The sequence below is a fragment of the Chelatococcus composti genome (genome assembly GCF_014201415.1).
Classification (GTDB): Bacteria; Pseudomonadota; Alphaproteobacteria; order Rhizobiales; family Beijerinckiaceae; genus Chelatococcus_A; species Chelatococcus_A composti.
Window position 1 is genome coordinate 41,621 of the sequence record NZ_JACHEH010000001.1, and the last position, 20,792, is coordinate 62,412.

A 20,792-nucleotide genomic window follows, 5' to 3' on the forward strand; every position below is an offset into this window, starting at 1 on the left:
ATGCGGCGGGCACTCATGGCCGTCCTCGGGCTCGCTGTCGTCGGGGCCGGGGCGTTCTGGATCGCCACGAGCCCGGCGCTGACCGCTTCCGGGGCCGACGAGGCCCCGGGCGGAGTGCCCGATCTCGCCAACGGCGAGCTGATGTTCTATGCCGGCGGCTGCTCGTCCTGTCACGCGACGGAGGGGCAGGACGACAAGCTGAAGCTCGGCGGCGGCCACGCGCTGGAGACGGCCTTCGGCACCTTCCACGTGCCGAACATCTCACCGCATCCGCGCGACGGCATCGGGGCGTGGAGCGAGGCGGACTTCATCCGCGCGATGCGCCACGGCGTTTCGCCGGACGGCGAGCACTACTATCCGGCCTTTCCCTACACCTCATACCAGCGCATGACGGCGCAGGACCTGCGCGACATGTTCGCCTTCATCCGCACGCTCCCGCCAGTGGAGGGGAAGGCGCCGCCCCACAACCTTTCCTTCCCCTTCAACATCCGCCGTGGCCTCGGCCTGTGGAAGCTCGCCTTCCTGGATGGCAAGGAGTTCCGGCCAGATCCTTCAAAGAGTGAGGCATGGAACCGGGGCGCCTATCTCGTCGAGGGGCCGGGCCACTGCGCCGAGTGCCACAGCCCGCGCAACGCCCTGGGTGCCATCATTGAGGAGGCGCGCTTTGCCGGCGGGCGCTCGCCCGATGGCAAGGGCAGCGTGCCCAACATCACGCCGTCGCCCGACGGTATCGGCAGCTGGTCGAAGGATGAGGTGGTGGAGCTCCTGACGAGCGGGTTCACGCCGGAGTTCGACTCCGTCGGCTCCACCATGGCGCCCGTGATTGGCAATACATCAAAGCTGCCGCAGGCCGACCGCGAGGCGATGGCGGAATATCTCCTGTCCCTGCCTCCGCGGCCGAAGGCGACGCAGTAGGTGCCGCTGCCGCTTTCCCGGCGTCGTTCCGGGAAGCCGCGTTAGTCCATCACGGCGGCTTTGAGGATGCAGACCATCACCGCCCGGCCGGGGGTGCTGCCGACGCAGCGCACCGTGTGCGGACGGTCGCAGCGGTAGCGAAGGCTCTCGCCGGTCTTCGCCTGCTGCACGACGCCGCCGACCTCGACCTCAAATTCGCCCTCGAGCACGGACAGACACTCCACGGAGCCGCGCTGGTGGCTGTCCGATTCCAGGACGGCGCCGGGCTCGGCCTGTACGTCGTACCATTGCAGCCATTCCACCGTCTTGATCCAGCCGATGATGGCAAGCCGCATCTTGCCGTCCTCGGAGACAAGAATAGGTGTGTCCGCCCGCGACGCCTTCTCGATAAAGGGCTCATCATCGGCGCTCGACAGCACCCGGTCGATGGAGATGTCGAGCGCCTGGCTGAGACGCCAGATGGTGGCGAGCGTCGGATTGGTCTCGTTGCGTTCGATCTGGCTGATGATCGACTTGGCGACGCCGGACTGCTCGGCGAGTTCCGACAGTGACAGATTGTAGGCCTTGCGCAGGCGCTGCACCGTCTTGCCGAGCTGGCCAGAGAGCATCTGGGCGCCCGCCTCCAGAGCCTTGCTGCGATCCTTGCCTTCGACGGCCATGCGACAGATCCTTGCGGTCCGCTAAAGCGGACGGATGTTTGAAACGTCGGACGCAATGTGGCCGACCGGATGCGCCGGATCAAGCGCCGACTGCAACTGGCTCTCGCCTGTGTGTGACGGGAGGCGCTCAGTGGGTGGCCAGTGCCGCCGCCATGCCGGCGGCGAGGCCGGCCCAGGCGCGGCCACCTTCCTGCGCCTCGCGGTAGCTCCGGGCAATCCGTTCCGCGAGGGGACTGGTCGCGGCGATGCTTGCCAGGATCTCCTCTGCCGCGGCGCGCGCGGCATCGAGCACCGGCCTGGGGAACAGGGGCGTGCGCACGCCGTGCCGCTCGATCAGCACCTTGAGCGCCTCGCCGTTGAGGCGGGCTGCATCTGCGAGGGCTTCCGCATGTTCGGCGCGGCAGGCGTCGCGGACGACGGCCTTGAGGTCGTCGGGCAGGTCGTTCCACGCCTTAAGGGAAATGAGGCACTCGCCCGCGCCGTTCGGCTTGTTGAAGCCGGGCGCGTAATAGAGCTGCGTGGCGCGGTGGAGGCCGAGGGCGAGGTCGCTTGACGGGGCGAGGAATTCCACCGCGTCGATGGCGCCGGTCGACAGACTGGTGGCGATCTCGCCGGGCGGCAGCGTCACGGGCGTTGCGCCGAGGCGGCGGAATACCTCGCCGCCGAGACCCTGGACACGGATGCGCAGGCCGTGCAGATCATCCGGGGTCTCGATCGGCCTGCGGAACCAGCCGCCCATCGAAGGGCCCGTGTTGCCGGCGAGGAAGGCGCGCACGCCGGAGGGGGCGTAGAGTTCGTCCCACAGCGCCTGGCCGCCGCCGATCTCGATCCAGGCCAGATGCTCAATGGGCCCGAGGCCGAAGGGGACGCTCGTGAAGAACACGGCGGCCGGCATCTTGCCCTGCCAGTAGAAGGCCGCGGTATGGGCCATCTCCACCACGCCGCCTGCTACGGCATCGAAGACCTCGAAGGCGGGCACGATCTCGCCGGCAGCGAAGACGTCGATGACGAGGCGCCCGCCGCTGGCGGCGCCGATGCGGTCGGCGAGCCGCTGGGCCGAGACGCCGGGCCCCGGCAGGTTGCGCGGCCAGGAGGTGGCCATGCGCCAGTGCAGACCCGTCTGCGCCCGCACGATCGCCGGCGCCGAGAACAGGCCGGCGGCCGCGAGTCCTCCGCCCGCGAGCAGCCGGCGACGGTCGGTCGGCGTGTCGGTGACCTTTCTCCTGCCCATCTCAGCCGACCCACCACTGATGGAAATGGTGCACGGGGCCGTGGCCGGCGCCGATGGAGAGCCGTTCGCTGGCGGCGATGGCAGCGCTGACATAGGCCTTGCCGCCGGCCACCGCCTCCTCGAGTGTCGCGCCGCGCGCGAGCAGGGCGGCGATGGCGGAAGAGAGGGTGCAGCCCGTGCCGTGCGTGTTCTTGGTTGCCACGCGCGGCGCCGAGAAGCGCCGGATGCCCTCCGGCGTGACGAGCAGGTCGGTGCTTTCCGGCCCGTGTCCGTGACCGCCCTTGACGAGCACCGCCTTGGGGCCGAGCGTCAGGATCCGCTCTGCCACGGCCTGCATCGCCGCCTCGTCGTGCGGCACCGGCATGTCGACGAGCGCGGCGGCCTCGGGCAGGTTCGGCGTGACGATGACAGCGCGGGGCAGGAGCAGATTGCGCAGGTTGTCGACGGCGGCGGGCGCGAGCAGCCTGTCGCCGCTGGTTGCCACCATGACGGGATCGACGACGACGCGCGTCGCGCCGTGGCGGTCGAGCCCCTCGGCGACCGCGGCGATCACGTCCGGCTGCGAGAGCATGCCGATCTTCACCGCGCGCACCGAAAGGTCGGAGAAGACGGAATCGATCTGCTGGGCCACGAAGCCTGCCGGCACGTCGTGGATCGCCTGCACACCGAGCGTGTTCTGTGCCGTCAGCGCCGTGATCACGCTCGCGCCATAGACGCCGAGTGCCGAGAAGGTCTTGAGATCGGCCTGGATGCCGGCGCCGCCGCTCGAGTCGGAGCCGGCGATGGTTACAGCGATCGCCGTCATGGTTCCCTTGGTTTCCTTCTCTCAGCGTTCCGTGCCGGACGCGCGACGCGCAAGCGACGCGTCGACGATGCCGCGCAGGTTGCGCGTGGCGGCCTTCACGTCCTGCGCCATGAAGATTGCGGAGATGACGGCGATGCCGTCGGCACCCGCGCCGATGACGGCCGCGGCATTGGACGCATCGATGCCGGCAATCGCGCCGACGGGCAGGCCGGGGCGGGTCGTGCGGGCGCTGCTGGCGAGATGCGCGAGGCCCGAGAGGCCGACCGGCGGGTCCGGGTTGTCCTTGCTCGCGGTGGCGAAGACGCCGCCGATGCAGCCGTAATCGACCGGCAGGGCCGCGAGTTCCGCGACATGCTCGGGCTTCTTCAGCGTAATGCCGATGATGGCCTGCGGACCGAGCAGGCGGCGGGCATCGTCGGCGTGCATGTCGTTCTGACCCACGTGCACGCCGTCCGCGCCTGCGGCAAGCGCGACATCGACCCGGTCGTTGACGAGCAGGGGCACGCCGGTGCCTGCGAGCGCCGCCTTGATAGCCCGGGCACGGGCGACGAGGTCGCGCGTGTCCGCGTACTTGTCGCGATACTGGAGAAGGGTCGCACCACCCGCCGCTGCGGCCCGCGCAAGCTCGGCGAGGTCGCGGCCGTGTGTCCGTTCCGGATCGAGGATGGCATAGAGCCGAAGGTCGACTTTCATTACTCGCACCTCAGGCGGGCGGCGATGGTCGGCTCGTCGAGGGCATGGAGCGCGTCGAGCAGCAGCGGGGGGAATGTGCCCGGCCCGCCCGCCTTCTCGCCGGCCATCTCGCCGGCGATGCCGACGAGAGCGAGGCCGGAGGCGGTGGCAAGGAGGGCGTCATCGCCCACGGCGACACAGGCGGCCACCACGGCGGTTGCGGCGCAGCCCATGGCCGTGATCCTCGCCATGAGGCCGTGGCCGTTGGCGATGGCGATGGTGCGCCTGCCGTCGGTGACGATGTCCGTCGCCCCGGTCAGCGCAACGACGCAGCCGCTCTCGCGGGCGAACGCCATGGCGCTCTTGCGATCGGCAGGCCGGCGCGTCAGAGCCGCGAATTCGGTGGCGTTGGTGCGCAGCACGTTCGGCTTGCGGGAGAGGAGCTGCTGGGCGACCGCGAGGCGGCGTGGCGACCGCTCGACGAAGACCGGATCGAGCAGCCAGGGCACGGCCGCATCCTGGGCGGCCGCGATGGCGAGCGGGATGGCGGCGCGACGCTCCGTATCGAGCGTGCCCAGGTTCACGAGCAGCGCATCAGCGTGGCGTGTGAAGTCGGCCACCTCGTCGGCCACGATGGTCATCGACGGGACGGCGCCGGCCGCCAGCAGCATGTTGGCGGTGAAGTTCTTCGCCACTGCATTGGTAATGGCGTGGACGCGGGGCTGGCGCTCGCGCAGCCGCACGAGAAAGTCGTGGGCGATGCGGGCGGAAAAGTCGTCGGATCGCGTGGTCCTGTCGGCTTGTCCGGGCGGGGGCCCGTCGTTTCGCATCTCGCATTCCTCCGCCGGCACGACCCGGTTCAGGTTCGATGGGTTGGCGCGTCGCGCCTCTCAGCCCGCCTTGCGGGCACCCCAAGGAGATCATTGAGGCTTTAAGGCCGCCCGCCCCGCAATGCAAGGGCGGCTCAGGTGGCGCGCGGCGGGGCGGCGGCGTTGGCCCGGCGGCGCTCGAGGCCGAGGCGATGCTCGCGCCAGATGACGAAGAGGCCGGAGCCGATGACGATGGACGAGCCGATGAGGACGGCCGGCACCGGCAGCTCGCCGAAGACGAACCAGCCGATGAGGATGGCCCAGACCATCGTCGTGTACTCGAAGGGCGCGACGAGCGAGGCATCCGCATAGCGGTAGCTCTGCGTCAGCAGGATCTGGCCGAGGCCCCCCATGATGCCGACACCGACAAGGATGCAGAAGTCCGTGAGCGTCGGAACGTTCCAGCCGAGCACGATGGTCGAGAGACCGAGCAGCGTCGTCAGCATGGAGAAGTAGAAAACGACCGCGCCCGTCTTCTCCGTCGTGATGAGCCGGCGCACCTCCACCGTCGCTCCGGCCGCGCAGCAGGCGCCCACCAGCGCGAAGATGGCGCCGATGGCCGCACTGTCGCCGGCGAAGCCGTTGACGAGCATGCTCGACTTGAAATGGGGGGAGAGCATGATGAGCACGCCGACGAAGCCGATGGCGACAGCGGTCCAGCGGTAGACGCGTACAGTTTCCTTCAGCACGAGCGCCGCCAGGATGACGACGATGAGCGGTGCCGTGTAGCCGATCGAGATGGCATCGGGCAGGGGCAGGTAGGACAGGCCGACGAAGCCGCAGAACATGCCCGTGGAGCCGATGACGCCGCGGCGGGCATGGCCGAGGATGTTGTTCGTCCGCACGGCGTCGATCAGCTCACCGCGCCAGCCGAGCCACAGCAGGAGGGGCACCAGGGCGAAGGCAGAGCGGAAGAAGACCAGCTCGCCGGTCGGAAACTTCGCGCTGACCAGCTTGATGCCGGCCGACATCAGCGTGAACGACAGGGACGAGAGGACTTTAAGGCCGATGCCTAGGAGGGGATTCACGACAACTCTGCCGCCATGGATGCAAATGCAACCAAATCATGAAACACATGCGCGCCCAAGTTCATCCTGGGCAAGTCTGTCATGCATCGGCGGCACGGGACGGCGCCTGGCCTCCCTCACGTGAACCGGCGCAGCTTTTCCTGCCAGCTCAGGGCATCGAAGGCGGCGAGCACGGAGGGCTCGAAGGCGGGGCCATCGCCCTTGACGGTCGCTTCCTGCGGCTGCGGGGCAGGGAGCGGGGCCTCCTCCCGGGCGAGCGCTGCACTGCCGCGGCGCACGTGGGCGGGATCGACGAAGACGACATTGCCGGCATAGCGCCGCGGGGCGGGCGCGGTTTGCATCTCTCCAGGGCCTGGCGCTGCACGCGCAACGGGGGGCTCGCCTGGCGACGGCCCGTCCGGTGCCGCCGGCTGGGACGGCGGGCTCGCGTTATCGTCCGCGCGCACAGGCGAGGGGGCTGCCGGACCGGCCGCAGGAGCAGGCGTGTCGGTGCGCCGGCGGCGCAGGCCGTTGTCGCCGGGCAGGCTCACGACGACATCGGGCTTGTCGCGTTCCGCGCGCGGTGCCTCCTCGCGGGGGGCGAGGCTGCGCAGGCGCTGTTCCACGCTGGCGATCAGGGCGAGCGCCTGGCTGAGCCGGCGCACGATGATGTCCTGCCTCTCGCTGATGGTGTGCAGGTTGCCGGCCTGCTTCTCGAGGGCTGCGCACAGGGATTCCTCGGCGCCGCGCTCGCGCAGTGTCCAGGCGAGATCATGGAGCTGCTCGGTGGCGTTCGCCAAGTCGTCGGCGGTGTCGCGGGCGGTTCGCAGGACGGGATCAGCGCCTTCACCTGCCTCGGGCAGGGGATCGTCCCGCCGGGTGGCCTTGATAGCCGCCTGTCCCGAGGCGAGGAGGGCGAGCAGGTCCGCGATTTCGGATTCGAGATAGGCGAGTCGGGGCGAGCGCCCGGGAATGGCACTCTGCATCTTCTCGATGGCGCGCAGCACGGACAGCGTGTCGCTGTTGCGGTTGCGGCGCGCGAACTCGTTGAGGAACCAGCGGCCGCGCTCGCTCTCCATCACCGCGGCTTCGATGGCCTCGTAGCTCGCATCGTCGAGCGGCTTGTCGCTTCCGGTCATGCGGCCCGTCCGTACTCGTGTCACCCGTTTCATGCCGCCGCTCGCGCAGCGACGATGCCACAGGCTAGTGCAAGCATCTGAACGATCTCTTACGGCTCGGGGTGCGGCGGATGCCGCGATTCGCCGTTTGACGCGCCGGACGCGGCGCGGGGAGCCTCCCGATGGATGGCCTCGTTCGCCTGTGCCTGCTCAACGCTGTCATCTTCGTCGGCACCGGCCTCTATCTGCCGTTCTTCCCGGTCTGGCTGGAGAGCCGCGGGCTCGATGCGGCGGCGATCGGCCTTGTCCTGTCCGTGCCGATGGTCGTCCGCATCCTTGCGACGCCCTTCATCACCGGGCTCGCGGACCGGCATCTGCCGGCCAGCGTGCTGGTCACCATTGTAAACGCGGGGCTGCTCGCTGCCTACGCCCTGCTCACGCTGGTGGACGGGCTTGCCGCCATCATGGCCGTGATGGTCCTCGTCGGCCTTGCCATGGCGCCGCTCGTTCCGCTGACCGACGTTACCACCACAGCCTATCTGCGCGGGCGGCAGGGGCTGAGCTACGGCGGTATCCGGCTCTGGGGCTCGGTGGCCTTTCTCGTCACCAATCTCGTCGGCGGAGTCCTGCTGACGGTGATGAAGGCCGATGCATTTGTCTGGCTGCTCGCCGCCGTTGCCGGGCTCGGCGCCGTGGTGGCGCTCGCCGCGCCGGCGGGCGGGCAGGAGGTGGCTGCCGACCACCGCCGTGCAGTTGCCGATGCCGTGCGCCGGCAGCGCATGGCGCTGCTGGCGCTCGTCGCGGCTGCAGCCAGCGTGCAGGCCAGCCACGGCATGATCTACGCCTTCGGCACCCTCCACTGGCGCGGGCAGGGCCTGTCTGGCAACGCCATCGGCCTGCTGTGGTCGCTGGGCGTCCTAGCCGAGATCGTCCTCTTCGCCCGCGTCGGGCCGCTCGTCGGGACGGTGGGGAGGGGGCTCGCCTTCGTTGTGCTGGGCGGCGGCTCTGCCCTGGTCCGCTTCGCGCTGATGGCGCTCGACCCCGGCTTCGCCGCCACGCTGGCGCTGCAGCTCCTGCACGGCCTCAGCTTCGGCGCCAGCCATCTCGGCACCATCGCGGCACTCACCGGGCTTGCGCCACCGGGTGCGCGGGCGCGCTGGCAGGGCATCCTCACGGCCTGCAACGCGGGTGCCATGGCCGCCGCGACCATGGCGAGCGGACCGCTCTACGGCAGTTTCGGTGCGGGAGGCTATGCCGCCATGGCCGGGCTCGGCGCGCTCGGCATGCTGTTCGCCTTCCTCGCCTTGCGGGGAACGTCTCAGCCCCAGAGCAGCGGGGAGGGCGGCGCGACAGTGCTGCCTTCGTAGACCAGGCCGTGCGGCCGGTCGCGCGCCAGCAGCAGTGGACCGTCGAGATCGACGAAACGGGCGCGCGGCGTCAGCAGCATTGCAGGCGCCATGGCCAGCGACGTGCCAACCATGCAGCCGACCATGATCGCGAAGCCCTGTGCCTCTGCCTCGGCTGCGAGCTTCAGCGCCTCCGTCAGCCCGCCCGTCTTGTCGAGCTTGATGTTGATGGCGTCGTAGAGTGGCTTGAGGCGGGGCAGGTCAGCGCGCGTGTGGAGGCTCTCGTCGGCGCAGACCGGCACCAGGCGGTCGATGTCGGCAAGCGCCTCGTCCGCGCCCGCTGGCAGCGGCTGCTCGACGAGGGCGACGCCGTTGTCGGCGCAGGCCCGCATCAGGTCCCTCATCAGCTCCGGCCGCCAGCCCTCGTTGGCATCGACGATGAGCGTGGCATCCGGCGCAGCAGCCCGTACCGCCTCGAGGCGGCGGATGTCGCCCTCGGGCTTGCCGAGCTTGATCTTCAGGATGGCTCGCTCCCGCGCTGCGTGTGCCGCCTCTGCCATCGCATCCGGCTCGGCGAGGCTGATGGTGTAGGCCGTCGTCGCCCGGCCGAGGCGGTCGATGCCGGCCAGAACATGGGCCGGCACGCCAGCGCGTTTCGCGTCGAGATCCCACAGCGCGCAGTCGAGGGCGTTGCGGGCCGCTCCGGGCGGTAATGCCTCCTGCAGCCCGTCGCGGTCGAGCCCCTTCTCGACCATCGGGCCGAGCGCCTCGATGGCGGCGGCGACGCCTTCGACCGTCTCGCCATAGCGGGCGTAGGGCACGCATTCGCCGCGGCCGGTGACACCGCCGTCGCTGACCGTGGCGGTGACGACCACCGCTTCGGTGCGGCTGCCGCGGGAGATTGAGAAGACCCCGGCGATGGGAAAACGCTCGATCGAGACGGAGAGTTTGCGGTCGGTGGTGGACATTTCTCATCCCCTGCGAGAACCCGGCAGGGTTGCGATAAAGCCACAACCGCCGTCGCAAGGCACGTCCGGCGACCTGCGGGCTGGAATTCGGCGGTGCATTTGTCGACAGTCACCGTTCCGGCGCGGTATCACGGCCCCGGATTCAACGGGAATGCACCCTGGGCGAGGCATGGCAGGCATCGAGGCGATGAATTCCGGTCCGGCGATCACTGTCGAGGAGCACGGCGGCGACGTGCTTCTCGTCGTGTCCGGGCGCTGGACAGCCCCCCATGCCGCCGAGGTCGAGCGGCTCGCTGCCATGATCCTCGAGGCGACCCGCGGCGGCGGCAGCGTGCGCATCGACCTAGCTGCGGTCGAGCGGCTCGACACGCTCGGTGCCTGGGTTCTCGACCGCACGCGGCACGAGCTGGGCGACCGGGGGCAACCGGCCGATTTCGTCGGCGCCCGGCCGGAGCATCAGACGCTGCTCGACGAGATCGCCTATCGTGGCTTCCAGGAGCCCACGCGCGTGAAGACTTCGCGCGTTGTCGACTTTCTCGCCGATGTCGGCCGCGCGGTCGTCGACGCGGGCAAGGATTTCGTGCGCGGCGTGAGCTTTCTCGGCGAGGTCATGGTGGCGCTGTTCGCGGTGCTCATCAACCCGCGCCGCTTCCGCTTCCCCGCGCTGGTGCACCAGCTGGAGTTCATCGCCTTCCGCGGCGTGCCCATCATCGCGCTGATCTCGTTCCTCGTCGGCGCCATCGTTGCCCAGCAGGGCATCTTCCAGTTGCAGCGCTTCGGCGCGACTCCCTTTGTCGTCGACCTCATCGGCATCCTCGTGCTGCGCGAGCTGGCGGTGCTCCTCACCTCCATCATGATCGCCGGCCGCTCGGGCAGCGCCTTCACGGCCGAGATTGGCTCGATGAAGATGCGCGAGGAGGTGGACGCGCTGCGTGTGATGGGGCTCGACCCCGTGCAGGTGCTGATCGTGCCCCGCATCCTGGCGCTCATCGTCAGCCTGCCGCTGCTGACCTTCCTGTCGATGATGTCGGCGCTGCTCGGCGGCGGGCTCGTCTCCTGGTTCTACGGCGGCATCAGCCCGGAGATCTTCCTCGCCCGCTTGCAGGGCGCGATCGCGCTCTCCACCTTCCTCGTCGGCATCATCAAGGCGCCCTTCATGGCGCTGGTGATCGGCCTCATTGCCTCGCTCGAGGGGTTGGCGGTGCAGGGCTCCGCCGAGTCGCTCGGCCGGCAGGTCACCTCCTCGGTGGTGAAATCCATCTTCATGGTGATCGTGGTCGACGGCCTCTTCGCCATGTTCTTCGCGGCCATCAATTACTGACCATGGACGACGCACCCCACACACCGCTCAGAAGCGCGGACGAGCGCGAGGTTGTCATTCGCGTGCGCGGGCTTGAGGTCGGCTTCGGTGAGAGGACGATCATGAAGGGGCTCGATCTCGACGTCTATCGCGGCGAGATCCTCGGTTTCGTCGGTGCTTCCGGCACGGGCAAGTCGGTCCTGACGCGCGCCATTCTCGGCCTTGTGCCGAAGCGGGCCGGCACCATCGAGGTATTCGGCGAGGATCTCGACGGTCTCAACCCCGCCTCGCGCAGGGCGATCGAGCGGCGCTGGGGCGTGCTGTTCCAGCACGGAGCGCTGTTCTCCTCGCTGACGGTGAAGCAGAACGTTCAGGTGCCGATGCGCGAGTACCTCGACATGTCCGACCGGCTGCTCGAGGAGCTCGCCATGCTCAAGATCGAGATGGTGGGCCTCAGCCCCGACGCGGCGGACAAGTATCCCTCGGATCTGTCGGGCGGTATGATCAAGCGTGCGGCGCTCGCGCGCGCGCTCGCCCTCGATCCCGAGATCGTCTTCCTCGACGAGCCGACCTCCGGCCTCGATCCGATCGGGGCGGGCGACTTCGACGACCTCATCGCCACCCTGCAGAAGACTTTGGGGCTTACGGTTTTCATGGTAACCCACGACCTCGACAGCCTTCATTCGGTCTGCGACCGTATCGCGGCTCTCGGGGAGGGCCGAATCATCGCGTCGGGCACGATCGAGGACATGCTCGCCTCCGATCATCCCTGGGTGAAAGCCTATTTCCACGGCAAGAGAGCCCGCGCCGTGATGGCCGAGTGAGAAAGAGACAACAGGCGGCATGGAGACACGGGCGAACTATGCTCTGATCGGTTTGTTCACGCTGGCGGTGATCGCTGGCGCGTTCCTGTTCGTCTACTGGTTCGCCGGGGCGGACGTGCGCGCCAACCGCGTGAGCTACCGCGTCATCTTCTCCGGCTCCGTCTCCGGCCTGTCGCGGGGCTCGCTCGTGCTCTTCAACGGCCTCAGGGTCGGTGAGGTGTCCACTATCGAGCTCCTGCCCGAGGATCCGCGCCGCGTCGTGGCGCTCATCGACGTCGACCGCTCGACTCCGATCAACACTGACACGAAGGCCCGGCTTGAGTACCAGGGCCTGACTGGTGTCGCCAACATCCAGCTCACCGGCGGCAACCCCGACGCGCCGCGGCTGGAGGCTGGGCCCGGCCAGCCGCTGCCGACGATCTTCGCGGATCGCTCGGATTTCCAGGATCTCCTGGAGACGGCGCAGCGCCTCGCGGGCAAGGCGGACGACGTGCTGACGAAGTTCGACCGTATCGTGGGCCAGGCCGAGGACCCGATCACCCGCACGGTGCAGAATGTCGAGCGGTTCTCCAAGGCTCTCGCCGACAATGCGCCGGGCATTGAGCGGCTGCTCGCCAACGCGGCCGACCTGTCGAAGAGGCTGGAGACTCTCGCGGCCGATCTCGACGAGGTGGTGAAGGCGGTTCCCCCGGAGAGGGTCACGCGCATTGTCGACAATGTCGACCGCTTCACGGCGGCGCTCGGCAACTCCAGCGGCGACATCGAGTCGACGCTGAAGGACATCGCTTCCATCTCCAGGCAGCTCGAAGCGGCAGCCGGCCGTGTCGACGGTGTCCTTGCCGCCGCCGAGGGCTTCCTGTCCTCGCCCGAAGGCAAGGGGGCGTTCCAGGAGGTGGCGGAGGCTGCCCGTTCCATCCGTGTGCTGGCCGACAATCTCGACAAGCGCACGGCCGAGATCACGGCGGGTATCAGCCGCTTCACCGGCCCCGGCCTGCGCGATTACGAGGCGCTGGCGACAGAGGGCCGCCGCACCCTGAGCGAGATCAACCGTGTGCTGCGCAGCGTCGAGCGCAACCCCCAGCAGTTCATCTTCGGCAGCAAGCCGGGATTGCCAGCCTACAGTGGTCGCTGACATGAACCGCAGATCGTCTGCCGCTTCCTTCGGCGGCTCCGTTCGTCCCGGCGCCTGCGCGCTGCTCGCGGCGGCCTTCGTCCTCGCGGGCTGCTCCGGGCCGGCGCCCGCCACCTTCGATCTTTCCGCGCCGCGGGAGGTGACGGGTGCAGCCCGCATCGGCGGCGACCAGCTCATCGTCACCGAGCCGCTGGCGTTGCAGACGCTCGATGGCAACGCGATCATCGTGAAAGGGTCGGACGGCTCCGTCTCCCAGCTCGAAGGCGTGCAGTGGGCTGACCGGCTGCCCAAGCTGGTGCAGACGCGCCTGATCCAGACCTTCGAGAACGGCAGCCGCCTCGGCCGCGTGGCGCGCCCGGGCGAGGGGGTTGTCGCCAACTATGCCCTCGGCACCGAGATCCGCCACTTCGAGATATCGAGCGCCTCCTCGGAGGCGGTGGTCGAGATCTCGGCGCGCCTCATCGAGACGCTCAGCGGCCGCGTGGTCTCGGCCAGGCTCTTTTCGGCGCGCGTGCCGGTCAACGGCATCACCGGTCCCAACGCGGCCCGCGCGCTCGACGAGGCGTTGTCGTCGGTGCTGCTGCAGATCGTGCGCTGGTCCCCCGCGCGGGCCTGACGGCTTCTCTCATCCCACGAGCGGCAAGCAAATGTCGGTGCGCAGAGCCGTCGGCGGCACCGCCTGCGGATCGTTTAGATATTCGTTGAACGGGGCTCGCGCAGCGCGCTGCCCGTTCCGCGGCAACCATGTCTCGATGAGCCAGCGCGTGGCCTGCGGCACGCGCGAGTAGGGGCCTTCCAGCATCAGCACGGCGTGGCATCCGCCGGGAATCTCGCGGACCGTGACGACGTCGTCGCTCTTGACGTCCGGGCCGATGTACATCGCTGCGTCGCAGCGCAGGCGGTCCGCCGGCACCAGCGCCGGATCGTCGTGATAGATGCTGAACACGCGCAGGCCGGCCGGAATGGGGCCGCGTTCGCGCAGCCAGTCCCAGAGCCGCTCCAGGGCGGCATCGGCAGCCTCGTAGGGGCCCACATGGCGGATCGCCACGACCCTGACGGGGGAGAGTTCGCGAATCTGGACAGGATACATGACGGCTCCTTCCGGGCCTGACAGTCGATGCGAACGTTTTGCCTAGGGCCGAAAGATTACGGGAGCCATACCGCATCATTCGCGATTTGACCGTCTATACAAGATTTTGTATAGGTGCTTCATGAAGCCGCTTGCCTTCCGGGGTACGAGCCTTTCTGACCTGCGGGCCTTTCCCGAGTCGGCGCGGCGGGACACTGGCTACCAGCTTCATAGGGTGCAGTGCGGTCTGGAGCCGTCCGACTGGAGGCCCATGAACACGATTTGGCCCGGTGTGCAGGAAATTCGGATTCGGGACGAGGCGGGCGCGTTCCGGGTGATCTACGTCGCCAAGTTCCGCAGCGCGGTGTACGTGCTGCACTGCTTTCAGAAGAAAACCCAAAAGACCAGCAGAGTGGACCTCGATGTGGCGGCCAAACGTTACGCCGATCTCGTAAGGGAGTTAGGCAAATGAACCAGAAGACCTTCTCCAGCGTTTGGGACGCCATCGAGAACACGGCGGCAGAGGCCGAGAACATGAAGCTGCGCTCGTCCCTCATGATGGCGCTTGAACAGCACATCCGCGCCAAGGGATGGTCGCAGACCGAGGCGGCCCGCCGCCTGGGCGTCACTCAGCCACGCATCTCGGATCTGCTGCGCGGCAAGATCAACCTGTTCGGGCTGGATTCGCTCGTGAACATGGCAGCCGCCGCGGGTCTGCATGTCGAATTGCACCTTCGCGAGCTGGACCCCGCCTGAGAACGCATAACCGGACGATCGGGTTCAACCGCTTCGATTGCCTCCAACGATCGGCAGAGGCCGACATGGCAGCCGGTCTGTGAGCGCCAAAGCAGAGGGCGTCCATGGCGCCGAGGCAGACGCCTCGAGCACCTGCCGGAACGCTCCAACCGGCAGCGTCTCTTCCCGCCCGTAGATGATCTTCAAGGTGTCGCCATCGCTGTCCTTCCCACACCTTGCCGGCCCATACATCCGCGGGTGGAAAGCCGGCGCTGCCGGCAAGGCCCCAAAAGCAAAGGGCGCGGCCGTATGAGCCGCGCCCCTTTTCCTTCATTCCTTGCTTGCGGTCACTCGAAGCGGCCGGTGGCGTGGGCGAGCATGGTGTAAACCTTGCCCGTCTCCGAGGTGAGGTAGGTCTTGGCCATCATCGAGTCACGGTCCTGGCGCGAGACCTCGGCGAGCAGGCGCTCGAACTCGTCAATGTAGCGGTCCACCGTTTCGCGGAACTCTGCGTCCTGACGGTACTTGCGGCGGATCTCCTCGAAGGTCTGCTGCCCCTGCAGGGTGTAGAGCCTGCGGGTGAACACGTTGCGCTCGCCCCGCTTGTAGCGGTCCCACAGCTCCACCGCGGCATCGTGATCGATCATCCGGGCGATATCGACCGAGATGGAATCGAGCAGCTCGATGGTGCGGCGCTGGTTGGCGGGCGCGGCGGCCGTCTGGGCGGCGGGGGCCGCGGGCTTCGCCGCCTCGCCCTCGTCGCGCGAGGCGCGCACGAGGAGATCCGACAGCCAGCCGCGCGAGCCGCTCTGCTGCGGCGCAGCCTCACGCTGCGGGGCAGGGGCGGCCGGGCGCGGCGCCGGCTGCGGCGCGGGCTGGGCGGCCTGCGGTGCCGGCTGGGGCCGCGGCGCCGGCGCAACCGGGCGTTCGATGGTGGGGCGCTCGGCCGGGGCCGGGCGGCGCGGCTGCGCGGCCTCCACCACGTCGACGGCGCGGCCCGAGCGGGTGACGATCTCGGTCAGCTCGTTGAGCGCCTTGATCTGGTCGGCGACGACACGGCGCATGGCGGCGGTCGTCTCCTGCGTCTCACGCGGCATCTCGATCACGCCGCGCTTCAGCTCGTTTCGGGTCGCCTCCAGCTCCTCGTGGATGCGGGCGGTCATGCCGCGCATCTCGTTGGCGACGGAGTGGAAGCGCTCGGTCGCCTGGGCGAGGCCCTGGCTCATCTCGGCGATGACCTGCTCGTAGGCCTGGCGCAGGGCGGCGGCCGTACGCTCGCGCTCCTTGCCGGTCGTCGTGCGGATGAGGTCGAACTGCTCGCCGATGGCCTGGGTGGCCGACTGGGCGTTCTCGGCCAGCACGGAGCCGATCTGGCGCGCCTTGCGCTCCGCCTCCTGCAGCGTCTCGGAGAGGAGGGCACTGAAGGAACGGGTGATCGATTCCATGTCGTCGGCGCGCTCGCCGACCAGCGACACAAGGTTCTCGAGCGTCTGGCGGCGCTCGTCGAGGGCAACGCCGATGCGCGATTCCACGCCCTCGAGCAGGCGGGTCGCCTCGGAGATGGCCTTGATGTGCTCGTTCGTGATCTCGGCGACCGCCCGGCCCTGCTGGCCAAGCTTCTCGGCGAGGCTGGCGGCCTGCGACAGCGTCTGGCCGGAGATGGCGCGCAGCGCCTCCACCTGGGCTGCGACGTCGTTCGCCGCGCGACCGGTCTCCTCCCGCACTGCGCCGAGCACTTCCTGCAGCTCGCCGACGCGGCTCGACAGGCCGTCCTCGACCTGGGCGAGGTTGGCGCTGGCGCTGGCTGCCATCTGCTGCAGCAGGCGGTTGGCCTCGGACAGGCGGTCGAGCACGCCTGACAGCTCGCCCTTGAGGCGATCGTTGGTCGACATCAGCGTCTCGATGGAGCGGCTGGTGCCGTCCTCGATGACACGGCGCAGCGACTCGCTCGACGAGCCGAACAGCTCGGTGAGCTCCTGCGAACGCTCCTGCACCGCCTCCACGATGGAGCGGCCGCGCGTCTCGAGCGTGCGCACCACCGCCTCGCCCACCGAGGCAACCTCGCGGGCGATGCTCTCGCCACGGTCGGCGAGGGCGCCGACAAGGCCGAGGCCCTTCTCGTCAAACAGGCGTTCCAGCTCCTGCGCACGGTTGCCGAGGGTGGCGTTGATGGCCTCGGCGCGGGCCGCAAGGTTCTCGGAAATCGCCTGGCCGCGCTCGTCGAGCGTGGCGCTGACGGTGTCGAGCCGATCGACGACCCGCTCCTCGAAGCGGGCGACGCGCTGGTCGAGCGTCGCGGCGATGTCGAGGGCTCGGCCGCCGAGCGTCTCGTTGATCTCCTGCGCCTTGCCGGAGAGCACCTCGGTGAGCTGCGCGCTCTTCTCGGTGATGACGCCGCTGATCTCGTCGACCTTGGCGGCGAGCGCCTGGGTGACGTCGCGGCCGCCCTCGGCCATGACGCGGGCGATCTCCTTCGTGCGCTCCACGAGGGCGTCGTTGAGGGCATTGGCGCGGGTGCCGAGATTGTCGTCAATGCGGACGATGAGCCCGTCGAGCGACTTGGCAATCTCCTGGCTCTTAGTGGCCGCACGCTCCTCGAAGCGCGCGATGTGCGCCTCCATGAGGTCGCCGGCCTCCTTGGTACGCTCGGCGAGCGCCTCGGCCAGGCGGGTACCGTGGGTCGCCAGCAGGTTCTCGACTTCGGCAAGGCGCGCCGTGACGGTCGTCGTGAAGCTGGAGGTGTCGTTGGCGATACGCTCGGCGAGCGCCTGGCCCTTGGTGACGATGACATCCTCGAAGCCGGCGAGGCGCATGGACAGCGCCGCATCAAGCCGGTGGCCGCGCTGCTCGATGGTCTCCTCGAGGGCGGCAAGGCGCGCGCCGAGGGTGGCATCGAGGGTGCGGGCGCCGCTCTCGACGAGCTGCTGGAATGCACCAAGACGGGCCGACAGGGTCTCGTCGAGAGAGCCGGCGCGCTCGTCCACCGTGCGCTCGAAGCTGGACAGCTTCTCGGACAGGCTCGCGTCGAGGGCCGAGGTGCGGCTCTCGATGGCGTTCTCGAAGGCCGACAGGCGCGTGTCGAGCGTGTTGTCGAGGCTGACCGCCCGGCTCTCGATGGCGTTCTCGAAGGCGGACAGACGCGCGTTGAGCGTGTTGTCCAGGCTGAGGGCGCGCTTCTCGATGGTCTCCTCGAAGGCCGAGAGGCGGGCGTAGAGCGTCATCTCGAGCTTGTCGCCGCCCGTTTCCATCGTCTTCTCGAAGGCGGCGAGGCGCTCGCCCAGCTTCTCGTCGACGAGGCGGCCGCGGGTGTCGATGGTCTCGGCCAGCGCCTCGGCGTTGCGCGCCAGGGCCTCGTTGACGCGCGCAGCCTGGGTAGCGATGGCGAGCACGACATCCTTGCCGGTGCCGGCCATGAGGGCGCGGGTCTCGTCCGTCTGGCTCGCGAGCATGTCGCGCAGCTCGGTCGTGCGGCCGGCGAACTCCTCGGCGAGCTTGCGCGCGCTCTCCTCGAAGGTGACGCGGGCGCTCGCCGTGCGCTCCTCGAGCAGCGAGGCCACGTGCGTGCCGGTCGTCGACAGCGTGGTCTCAAGCGCGCGGGCGCTCTCCTCGAAGGTCGAGCGCACGAGATTGGTGCGATCCTCGACGAGCGAGGCGAGGTGATCGCCCACCGTCTGGAGGCTCTCCTCGATGCCGCGCGTGCCGTTCTCGAAAACGGAGCGCACGGCTTCGGCGCGCGTCTCGATGAGACCGGCAAGGCGCTCGCCGGTGCCGGAAAGGGACTCGTCGAGCGTGCGGGTGCCGTTCTCGAAGGCCAGGCGGATGCTCTCGGCGCGGCTCTCCAGCAGGCCGGACAGCTGCTCGCTGGTGTTGGCGAGGCTGCGGTCGATAGTCTGGGTGCCGTTCTCGAAGGCGCGGCGCACCTCGTCCGAGCGGCTCTCGAGCAGGGCGGCGAGGCGTTCACCGGAGCTGGAGAGGGATTCGTCGAGTGCGCGGGTGCTGTTCTCGAACAGTTCGCGGGCGACGTTGGTACGCTCCTCGACGAGGCCGGCGATGCGCTCGCCCGCCGCGTTGAGGGTCATCTCCAGCGCCTGGGCGCCGTCCTCGAAGAAGCTGCAGGCGGCGTTGGCGCGCTCGGCGATGAGGGCGGCCATGCGCTCGCTGGTGCTGGTGAGCGTCGTCTCCAGCTCCGTCGCGCTCTGCGCGAAGACAGTGCGGGCGGTGCTGGTGCGCTCCTCGATGAGGCTGGCGAGGCGGTCACCCGTCTCGGCCAGCGTCTGCTCGAGGGCGCGGCCATTGACGTTGATGACCTCGTGGATGCGCTCGCCGGTCTCGGCCAGGCGCACCGCCAGACCTTCGCCGCGCGAAGCGATGGTTTCGGCGATCTCGCGGCCGGTGATCTCGATGCGCTGGGTCACCTCCTCGCCGCGGGCGCCGATGGCGACGCTGAGCGTCTCGCCCGTGGAGCGCAGGGTCTCGTTGACCTCCATGGCCCGCTGGGCGATCTGCTCGGCGACGCTCGTGCCGGTCTCGGCAAGCGTCCGGGTGAGCTCGGCCGCGCCTTGGTTGAGGCCGGTTGTCAGCACCTGGCCGGTGCGCTCGATGGCCTCGGTGATCTCGCGGGCCTTGCCGTCGAGTGTCGCGGTCACGTCCGCGCTGGCGCTGGCAAGGCGGGCGCCGACGGCGTCGCTCGTGGAGCCGAGGCGTTCAACCAGTTCGCCGCCACGCGAGGTGATCTCGTCGATCATGCGATCGCCGGCGCGGCCGAGCGCGAGCGTGATCTGCTCGCCCTTGGAGCCGAGCTGCTCGGTGACGCGGGAGCCGGCGGCGGCAACCGCTTCGGCGAGGGCGCGGCTGGCGTTCTCCAGCTCCTGGGCGAAGTTCTGGTGAGCGCCGGAGATGGCGGCCTTCACCCGCTCGCCATTGCTGATGATGGCCTCGCGCTGGGCGACTAGCTCGTCGAGCAGCGAGCGGATGCGAATCTCGTTGTCGCCATAGGCGCGCTCGAGCGTCGAGATCTCGGTGCGCACGAGCGTCTCCAGCTCGCCGGCGCGGGCGAGGGCGCGCTCGAGGCCGTCGCCCATCGCGGCCACCTCGCGGCGCACAGCCTGCGAGAGGTTCACGACCGAATCGGCGGCAAGATTCTCGGGCTGGGCGAGGCGCACGGCGACGCCCGTCATGGCGCGCGCGACGAGGCGCATCTCCTGGGCCCTCGTGTGCAGCGTCGCGAGCACGAAGAACAGCACGACGGGGCCGAAGACCGTCAGGGCGAGCAGGGCGCCCTCGACGGCGCCGATCGCGCCGATGGCCCCCTCGATGCCTGTCGTGCCGAGGTCATAGCGCTGCCAGATGCCCGCGCCGGTGAGGCCGAGCCACACGAGCGAGGCGAGGGTGGCAAGCCAGTAGGCACGGGGCGAGGGGCGGGCCTGCAGGGCCTGCAGCAGGGCGCCGACCGTCTCCTTGTCGTCGTTGGCAACGCGGGAGGGGTCGGGCGCGACGACGCCGGCCGGCTTCTGGCCGGCCGGGCGCGCGGTGGCGTCGCGTGCGGCGTTTTTCTCGGCGGGGCGGGCGCTCATCGGCTTCTCGTCGTCCGTGGCAGGCGCGGTGTCTTTGGCGCCGGGCTTCGCTGCCGGCATCTTGAGGGAAGGCTTGGACGGCGGGAGCGGGCTCGCCTTGGGCATGGCGGGGGCAGCTTCCGCCGGCTTGTCGGCCGGCTTGTCGGCGGGCTTCTCTGCCGAAGCGCCGGTGACGGAGGCGAAGAAGGCTTCTTCGTCGATCGCGGGCAGGCGCGGCTCCTCCGCCGGATCGGGCAGTTTGCGCGCCGTCGCTGCCCGGCTGTCGAGGGCCGTCAGGTTCAGTGCCTGCTCGATAGCCGACAGGGCTGCCTCGGTCGGGTCCTTTGCCTGATTGTCCTTGGCCATGATCGCCGCCTCACTCACGCCACACCACCGGTCCGCCGCCGTTGCCGGTTGCCGGCAACGGCGCCTTGCGGCGGACGGGGCCTCCTCGCTCGCGCAAGACCGCCCGGCCGCATGGACCGCCATTTACCAAACAGTCTATCGTTCGGCTCAGGCGAAAGAAACCCGACCGGAAGGCCACTTGAATGTTTCGTTAACGCCTTGTTTACCATTTGATAGGTCAAGGA

At 69.2% G+C, this 20,792-nt stretch carries 18 protein-coding genes and 1 riboswitch; of the genes, 8 read left to right on the forward strand and 10 right to left on the reverse strand.

Annotated features, from left to right (window positions below; all coding sequences use genetic code 11):
- Positions 1-915, forward strand: coding sequence for a cytochrome c (locus HNQ73_RS00225; RefSeq protein ID WP_183331087.1), 915 nt, complete (start codon positions 1-3; stop codon positions 913-915).
- 41 nt (positions 916-956) lie between these two features.
- Here HNQ73_RS00225 and HNQ73_RS00230 read toward each other — a convergent pair whose 3' ends face one another.
- The 7 genes from HNQ73_RS00230 to HNQ73_RS00260 all read right to left on the reverse strand — a co-directional run bounded on the left by HNQ73_RS00230 (position 957) and on the right by HNQ73_RS00260 (position 7,297).
- Entirely contained in the window at positions 957-1,574 is a 618-nt protein-coding gene (locus tag HNQ73_RS00230; protein ID WP_183331088.1) for a helix-turn-helix domain-containing protein, read from the reverse strand.
- 127 nt (positions 1,575-1,701) lie between these two features.
- Positions 1,702-2,805 carry a TRAP transporter substrate-binding protein gene (locus HNQ73_RS00235; RefSeq protein ID WP_183331090.1) on the reverse strand — a complete coding sequence of 368 codons (1,104 nt, stop codon included), beginning with the start codon at positions 2,803-2,805 and terminating at the stop codon, positions 1,702-1,704.
- Between the two features lies 1 nt (position 2,806).
- Positions 2,807-3,610 carry a bifunctional hydroxymethylpyrimidine kinase/phosphomethylpyrimidine kinase gene (thiD, locus tag HNQ73_RS00240; protein WP_183331092.1) on the reverse strand — a complete coding sequence of 268 codons (804 nt, stop codon included), beginning with the start codon at positions 3,608-3,610 and terminating at the stop codon, positions 2,807-2,809.
- 21 nt (positions 3,611-3,631) lie between these two features.
- A complete protein-coding gene (gene thiE, locus HNQ73_RS00245; RefSeq protein WP_183331094.1) occupies positions 3,632-4,303 on the reverse strand; it encodes a thiamine phosphate synthase in 672 nt (223 codons plus the stop codon).
- A complete protein-coding gene (thiM, locus tag HNQ73_RS00250; RefSeq protein WP_183331096.1) occupies positions 4,303-5,112 on the reverse strand; it encodes a hydroxyethylthiazole kinase in 810 nt (269 codons plus the stop codon). Before thiM ends, thiE begins: the two co-directional genes overlap by 1 nt.
- A riboswitch (TPP riboswitch) is annotated at positions 5,101-5,206 on the reverse strand. It overlaps the preceding gene by 12 nt.
- Before the next feature lie 40 nt (positions 5,207-5,246).
- Positions 5,247-6,179, reverse strand: a complete 933-nt coding sequence (locus HNQ73_RS00255; protein ID WP_183331098.1) for a DMT family transporter — start codon at positions 6,177-6,179, stop codon at positions 5,247-5,249.
- A 116-nt stretch (positions 6,180-6,295) separates the two neighbouring features.
- Positions 6,296-7,297 carry a hypothetical protein gene (locus HNQ73_RS00260; RefSeq protein ID WP_183331100.1) on the reverse strand — a complete coding sequence of 334 codons (1,002 nt, stop codon included), beginning with the start codon at positions 7,295-7,297 and terminating at the stop codon, positions 6,296-6,298.
- 161 nt (positions 7,298-7,458) lie between these two features.
- Here HNQ73_RS00260 and HNQ73_RS00265 point away from each other — a divergent pair, with 161 nt between their 5' ends.
- On the forward strand, positions 7,459-8,643 hold the full coding sequence (locus HNQ73_RS00265; RefSeq protein WP_183331102.1) for an MFS transporter: 1,185 nt from the start codon (positions 7,459-7,461) through the stop codon (positions 8,641-8,643).
- Here HNQ73_RS00265 and dgcA read toward each other — a convergent pair.
- A complete protein-coding gene (gene dgcA / locus HNQ73_RS00270; protein WP_183331104.1) occupies positions 8,595-9,590 on the reverse strand; it encodes an N-acetyl-D-Glu racemase DgcA in 996 nt (331 codons plus the stop codon). The genes HNQ73_RS00265 and dgcA overlap by 49 nt on opposite strands.
- A gap of 169 nt (positions 9,591-9,759) precedes the next feature.
- Here dgcA and HNQ73_RS00275 point away from each other — a divergent pair, with 169 nt between their 5' ends.
- From HNQ73_RS00275 to HNQ73_RS00290, 4 genes are read left to right on the forward strand one after another with little or no spacing between them, the layout of a single operon-like run.
- On the forward strand, positions 9,760-10,911 hold the full coding sequence (locus tag HNQ73_RS00275) for an ABC transporter permease (RefSeq protein ID WP_244649829.1): 1,152 nt from the start codon (positions 9,760-9,762) through the stop codon (positions 10,909-10,911).
- A 2-nt stretch (positions 10,912-10,913) separates the two neighbouring features.
- Positions 10,914-11,714, forward strand: a complete 801-nt coding sequence (locus tag HNQ73_RS00280; protein ID WP_183331106.1) for an ABC transporter ATP-binding protein — start codon at positions 10,914-10,916, stop codon at positions 11,712-11,714.
- 19 nt (positions 11,715-11,733) lie between these two features.
- Positions 11,734-12,846: an MlaD family protein gene (locus HNQ73_RS00285; RefSeq protein WP_183331108.1), complete on the forward strand. Its 1,113-nt coding sequence runs from the start codon at positions 11,734-11,736 to the stop codon at positions 12,844-12,846.
- Between the two features lies 1 nt (position 12,847).
- The gene (locus tag HNQ73_RS00290) at positions 12,848-13,462 is read left to right on the forward strand and encodes an ABC-type transport auxiliary lipoprotein family protein (protein ID WP_210304886.1); all 615 of its coding nucleotides are present in this window, start codon (positions 12,848-12,850) and stop codon (positions 13,460-13,462) included.
- Between the two features lie 9 nt (positions 13,463-13,471).
- On the opposite strand, the gene HNQ73_RS00295 is transcribed toward HNQ73_RS00290, so the two are convergent.
- Positions 13,472-13,936 carry an AraC family transcriptional regulator gene (locus HNQ73_RS00295; protein WP_183331112.1) on the reverse strand — a complete coding sequence of 155 codons (465 nt, stop codon included), beginning with the start codon at positions 13,934-13,936 and terminating at the stop codon, positions 13,472-13,474.
- Between the two features lie 121 nt (positions 13,937-14,057).
- Between HNQ73_RS00295 and HNQ73_RS00300 the strand changes: the two genes are divergently transcribed.
- Both HNQ73_RS00300 and HNQ73_RS00305 read left to right on the forward strand, forming a co-directional pair.
- Positions 14,058-14,387, forward strand: coding sequence for a type II toxin-antitoxin system RelE/ParE family toxin (locus tag HNQ73_RS00300; RefSeq protein ID WP_183331114.1), 330 nt, complete (start codon positions 14,058-14,060; stop codon positions 14,385-14,387).
- On the forward strand, positions 14,384-14,671 hold the full coding sequence (locus HNQ73_RS00305; protein WP_183331116.1) for a helix-turn-helix domain-containing protein: 288 nt from the start codon (positions 14,384-14,386) through the stop codon (positions 14,669-14,671). The genes HNQ73_RS00300 and HNQ73_RS00305 overlap by 4 nt, the downstream gene beginning before the upstream one ends.
- A gap of 326 nt (positions 14,672-14,997) precedes the next feature.
- On the opposite strand, the gene HNQ73_RS00310 is transcribed toward HNQ73_RS00305, so the two are convergent.
- A complete protein-coding gene (locus tag HNQ73_RS00310; protein ID WP_183331118.1) occupies positions 14,998-20,568 on the reverse strand; it encodes an apolipoprotein A-IV repeat region-like domain-containing protein in 5,571 nt (1,856 codons plus the stop codon).
- Positions 20,569-20,792 lie beyond the last annotated feature (224 nt).

Excerpts from the sequence above, each read along its gene's own strand:
- HNQ73_RS00280 (WP_183331106.1), top strand. The coding sequence starts at position 10,914 with ATGGACGACGCACCCCACACACCGCTCAGAAGCGCGGACGAGCGCGAG.
- HNQ73_RS00230 (WP_183331088.1), bottom strand. The coding sequence starts at position 1,574 with ATGGCCGTCGAAGGCAAGGATCGCAGCAAGGCTCTGGAGGCGGGCGCC.
- HNQ73_RS00235 (WP_183331090.1), bottom strand. The coding sequence starts at position 2,805 with ATGGGCAGGAGAAAGGTCACCGACACGCCGACCGACCGTCGCCGGCTG.
- HNQ73_RS00310 (WP_183331118.1), bottom strand. The coding sequence starts at position 20,568 with ATGGCCAAGGACAATCAGGCAAAGGACCCGACCGAGGCAGCCCTGTCG.
- HNQ73_RS00290 (WP_210304886.1), top strand. The coding sequence starts at position 12,848 with ATGAACCGCAGATCGTCTGCCGCTTCCTTCGGCGGCTCCGTTCGTCCC.
- HNQ73_RS00225 (WP_183331087.1), top strand. The coding sequence starts at position 1 with ATGCGGCGGGCACTCATGGCCGTCCTCGGGCTCGCTGTCGTCGGGGCC.
- HNQ73_RS00285 (WP_183331108.1), top strand. The coding sequence starts at position 11,734 with ATGGAGACACGGGCGAACTATGCTCTGATCGGTTTGTTCACGCTGGCG.
- HNQ73_RS00295 (WP_183331112.1), bottom strand. The coding sequence starts at position 13,936 with ATGTATCCTGTCCAGATTCGCGAACTCTCCCCCGTCAGGGTCGTGGCG.
- HNQ73_RS00265 (WP_183331102.1), top strand. The coding sequence starts at position 7,459 with ATGGATGGCCTCGTTCGCCTGTGCCTGCTCAACGCTGTCATCTTCGTC.
- HNQ73_RS00275 (WP_244649829.1), top strand. The coding sequence starts at position 9,760 with ATGGCAGGCATCGAGGCGATGAATTCCGGTCCGGCGATCACTGTCGAG.
- dgcA (WP_183331104.1), bottom strand. The coding sequence starts at position 9,590 with ATGTCCACCACCGACCGCAAACTCTCCGTCTCGATCGAGCGTTTTCCC.
- HNQ73_RS00260 (WP_183331100.1), bottom strand. The coding sequence starts at position 7,297 with ATGACCGGAAGCGACAAGCCGCTCGACGATGCGAGCTACGAGGCCATC.
- HNQ73_RS00300 (WP_183331114.1), top strand. The coding sequence starts at position 14,058 with ATGAAGCCGCTTGCCTTCCGGGGTACGAGCCTTTCTGACCTGCGGGCC.
- thiE (WP_183331094.1), bottom strand. The coding sequence starts at position 4,303 with ATGAAAGTCGACCTTCGGCTCTATGCCATCCTCGATCCGGAACGGACA.
- thiM (WP_183331096.1), bottom strand. The coding sequence starts at position 5,112 with ATGCGAAACGACGGGCCCCCGCCCGGACAAGCCGACAGGACCACGCGA.
- thiD (WP_183331092.1), bottom strand. The coding sequence starts at position 3,610 with ATGACGGCGATCGCTGTAACCATCGCCGGCTCCGACTCGAGCGGCGGC.
- HNQ73_RS00305 (WP_183331116.1), top strand. The coding sequence starts at position 14,384 with ATGAACCAGAAGACCTTCTCCAGCGTTTGGGACGCCATCGAGAACACG.